3 protein-coding genes are annotated in these 4,037 nt (G+C 45.2%); 1 reads left to right on the top strand and 2 read right to left on the bottom strand.

What is annotated here, in order from left to right; all coding sequences use genetic code 11:
- Positions 1–1,678 (top strand): cohesin domain-containing protein (locus ABW391_RS28800; RefSeq protein WP_353485362.1); only part of this gene is annotated, 1,678 nt, incomplete at its 5' end.
- Positions 1,679–1,789: 111 nt separating this feature from the next.
- Here the strand turns inward: ABW391_RS28800 and ABW391_RS28795 are convergent.
- Together ABW391_RS28795 and ABW391_RS28790 are read right to left on the bottom strand one after the other, a co-directional pair.
- Entirely contained in the window at positions 1,790–3,334 is a 1,545-nt protein-coding gene (locus ABW391_RS28795; RefSeq protein WP_353485361.1) for a PD-(D/E)XK nuclease domain-containing ATP-binding protein, read from the bottom strand.
- A 171-nt stretch (positions 3,335–3,505) separates the two neighbouring features.
- On the bottom strand, positions 3,506–3,772 hold the full coding sequence (locus ABW391_RS28790) for a hypothetical protein (protein WP_353485360.1): 267 nt from the start codon (positions 3,770–3,772) through the stop codon (positions 3,506–3,508).
- Positions 3,773–4,037 lie beyond the last annotated feature (265 nt).

The raw sequence follows: 4,037 nt of genomic DNA, 5'->3' as shown, positions 1-4,037 counted from the left end.
GGCACCACAAGGCAAGCATGACCTGATCGTAGTAGTACGTGACGAGTGCGGCAACTTGAGTGTACCAACCCGGATTCCATTCACAGTTGAAGATTGCAAAGGCCCAGCACCAATCTGTATCAATGGCTTGAGCACTGACCTGATGCCTGATGGCAACGGTGCAGGTATGATGGCAGTATGGGCTTCTGATTTCGTAGCTTCTAAAATTTACGATTGCAACGGCCAAGGCCCAGAAGTGAAGGATGGTTTGAAACTGGTTACGAAGTACTCTTTGAACCGCGTAGGTTCTCCAAAAGACAAAAATGTAACGGGCATCAACTTGACTTGTGCCGACAAAGGCAAAGTAATCCTGGTTGAATTACACGCTTGGGATGAAGCTGGCAACGATGACTTCTGCGTAACTTATGTTGAAGTTCAAGACAACCGTACCGTATGTCCTGGTTCTACTGTTGGTAACGTAAACATTGCTGGTACGATCTCAACTGAAGGATCTGCTAACCTGCAGGGTGCAACCATCACTTTGAGCGGACAAGCGTCAATGAGCGCAACTACAACTGCCAACGGTGGTTACTCTTTCGTTAGCTTGGCAACTGGCGGGGACTTCACAGTAACACCACAATTGGATAAAAACCACCTGAATGGAGTATCAACGTTTGACTTGGTTCTGATCCAGAAGCACATCCTGGGCATTCAGGCATTGAACAGTCCTTACAAAATGCTTGCCGCTGATGTCAACAACTCTAAGTCAATCACTACTTTGGACTTGATTGCCTTGCGCAAGTTGATTCTGAACATCGATCAAAATTTTGCCAACAATACGTCCTGGCGCTTTGTGGATGCGGCTTACCGCTTCCCTGATCCAAACAACCCTTGGTCAACTGGCTTCCCGGAAGTAGTGAGTGTCAACAACCTGGCAAGCAACATTGCAGCCAACTTTGTAGCCATCAAAATAGGGGATGTAAACGCGAGTGCGGTGGTAAGCAGTGCTACCAATGCTGAAGTACGCACCAGTGGAGCGTTCAAGCTGAATACAACGGAGCAAAGTCTGAAAGTAGGAAATGAATACCAAATTGCATTTAGTGCAGATGACTTGCAAAACATCCAAGGTTATCAGTTCGCTTTGAATCTGGATCAAAGCAAAGTCGAGCTGGTAGACCTCGAATACGGTGTAGCGAAAGCAGAGAACTTCGGCATCTTCAAAAACGAGGGCCTGATTACAACTTCCTGGAATCAAGCGGGGCTTGCGACAGCAACTGCTAAAGCTGGGACATTGTTTACATTGGTACTCCGCGCCAAAGCGGACGCCAAATTGAGCAGTACCCTGAGCCTGAACCGCACTGTATCACCAGAAGCATACAACCAAAACAACGAGAACCTGGGTATCGCCCTGAACTACGGCTTGGAAGCCATTGCAGATGGCTACGAGCTGCTGCAAAACACCCCGAACCCCTTCAATGGCGAAACACAGATAGGTTTCAAACTGCCCAAAGCAACCAAGGCAACCTTGAGCATCTCGGATGCAAAAGGAGCTTTGCTGTACAAAGTAGAAGGCAACTACGCCAAAGGCAGCAACCAAGTGACTTTGAAAAAGGAACAACTGGGTGCGAGCGGGGTGTTGTACTATACTTTGGAAACGACGGAGTTTATTGCAACCAAGAAGATGGTGATTTTGGAGTAAATAGCATGTTGAGTTTTTGCGGATCGACGTTTACCAAACTTTTAAAGTTTAGTAAACGTAACTGATCAGACGAGTCCGTTTTCCAGGTTTCTGGAAAACGGTCTTTGTTTTTTACCCCAATTCCTCCGCCACCCAGTCCTCAATATTCCTGGTTTCGCTGGAAAAATTCACCCCAAGGCCGATTACTTTTTTTCCTTTTTCCCAATACGCCTGGTAATATTTTTTGTGTTTGATCTGATCAAGGGCGACCTGGGCACTTTCGTCAAGTTTGTACTCCAGGATGTACACCTTGGTATCGGTTTCCACCAAGCTGTCAATCCGCCCGTCGCTGATGCACACCTCACTTTGAATGCGGATGCCGAGGTAAGAAAACAACAAATGGATGGCGGCATGGAAGAATTTTTCCGGGTATTTTTCATGCAAAAAATAGGGCAGTTCCTTGAACACCCCTTGCAAGATGCGGATCACCAGTTCCAGGTCATTGGCCCTAAAGGCATTGCGTATCCGAATGATCAGGGAAGTGGAGAGTTCTGCGTCTACGCCAACGAAGGCTTCAATGAGAATCTCCAGCATAGAGTCGCGGACTTCCTTGTTGGGGTAATCCAACTGAATTAATCCGTCCTCATCTTTTTCATGGATGGTCAGGTAACCCGTTTGGAAAAGGATAGCGATGGGTTTGAGTCGATCCAGGTCAAAACTTTCAAATCCAGAGGGATTGATGGGCGGAAAATGCAGGTCGAAAATGCCTTCTTGTTTGAGCAAATTGACCAGAAAGGTAGGCGTTCCGGTAGCAAACCAGAAGTTTTTAAACTCCTTTTCGTAGAAGAACAAGTTGCAAGACACCGGATTGTACACCCTTCCGGCGTTGGCTTGAAAACGGTATCCATTGTACCAAAGCCGCATTTGTTCTAGCAATTCGCCAGTGGACAATTGCAAATGAATAGCGGCCATTTCAATTTCTTCTGCAAAATTTTCCTCCAACTCCCGTTGCGTATAGCCCAACATGGTGGCATAGCCTGACTGCATGGTCAGGTCTGTCAAGTTATTCAGCCCGGAGAAAATCCCTACCTTGGAAAATTTGCTGACACCAGTGAGAAAAAGCAGTTCAATCGAGGAGTCAAGATCTTTAAGAACGGTATAAAATTCTTTTAAAAGCTCGCGGTTTTGATAGGCTTTGTCGATTTCTTTACCTAAGTAGTTGATGATGGGCGCATCGTATTCATCAATTAAAACAACTACTTTATTTCCTCCGGCAAGTTTGGTGATGAGCTCTTTGAACTTACTCGCATTGCCCTCGTTTTCGAGGCTAAGTCCGAAAGCTTTGGCTTGATTGTTCAATTCCTGGTTCAACGCTGCGGTCAGCCCCATACTCTGAAATCCAATGGAGGTAAACGAAAGCCGAATCACCGGATGTTTCCGGCTCCAATCCCACTTGTCTTCAATCCATAACCCTTTGAACAACTCCCTACTGCCACTGTACAACTCCTGGAGTACCGCCACCGTAATCGACTTCCCAAAGCGCCGAGGGCGTGAAAGGAAATAAGCGCCTGGATTGGTCACCATCCGGTGAATGTACTCGGTCTTGTCAATGTACTTGAAATCATTTTCGATGATCTTTCGAAAATCTTGTAGCCCCAGTGGAAGTTTTTTGCCCATGATGTATCGGATTCTCCTTTGGCACAAAGATACAGAACTATTAATGAAATGGAAGTTGCCGAATAGCGGCTCCACGAGATTTTGGAGTAAGGAATAAACTGACCTTATTCCAGGGCAGCTTCGCTGCTTTGTGTTTTTCACACGATCATCAATCGATTTTTAAAACAATCCTCAAAACCCGATAATATCAATCATTCCCTTTAAAATAAAGACCGCACCAACCGAAGTCAGTACATACATATAAGTGATTAATGATTGATCTCCAGAATGAAAAAGCAGGTATTGAATGGCAAAGCTAAGGCCACAGACAATTACCCCAGTAGCAATCCAGATCAAACCGCGTTTCAACAAACGAACATGTTTTTCTTTGTCCTTATTGTCCAGAATTGGGGCCTGAATTTCTAGTCCTGGATCATTTGGATTTGGCGTAGGTTCCATGTTTTTGTTTTGTTTGTTCTGAATAATTCTTGAATGACCAAATCATATTGGTATTTATCTTGCAATTATAAAAATTTATTTGTGGAAAAATGCCAATGATGATCAAAATCATCTGGGTAGGTTGCCGAGCGTAGCCGAGGTACGGTTGCCGAGCGTAGTCGAGGCATTTGCCCCCAAACTCCTGTCGTTGATCGTCATTTGCAGCAGGTGTCCTTTTTTTAACTTAGTTTTACCCAAGATTTAGATTGGCAACGCTAAAAAGAGG

Origin of the sequence: Haliscomenobacter sp., assembly GCF_040403615.1 — a bacterium.
Taxonomy (GTDB): Bacteria; Bacteroidota; Bacteroidia; order Chitinophagales; family Saprospiraceae; genus Haliscomenobacter.
This window is presented reverse-complemented; position numbering and strand designations above follow the sequence as displayed.

Bases quoted from the DNA above. Each gene is read 5' to 3' on its own strand.
- ABW391_RS28795 (WP_353485361.1), bottom strand. From the start codon at position 3,334: ATGGGCAAAAAACTTCCACTGGGGCTACAAGATTTTCGAAAGATCATC.
- ABW391_RS28790 (WP_353485360.1), bottom strand. From the start codon at position 3,772: ATGGAACCTACGCCAAATCCAAATGATCCAGGACTAGAAATTCAGGCC.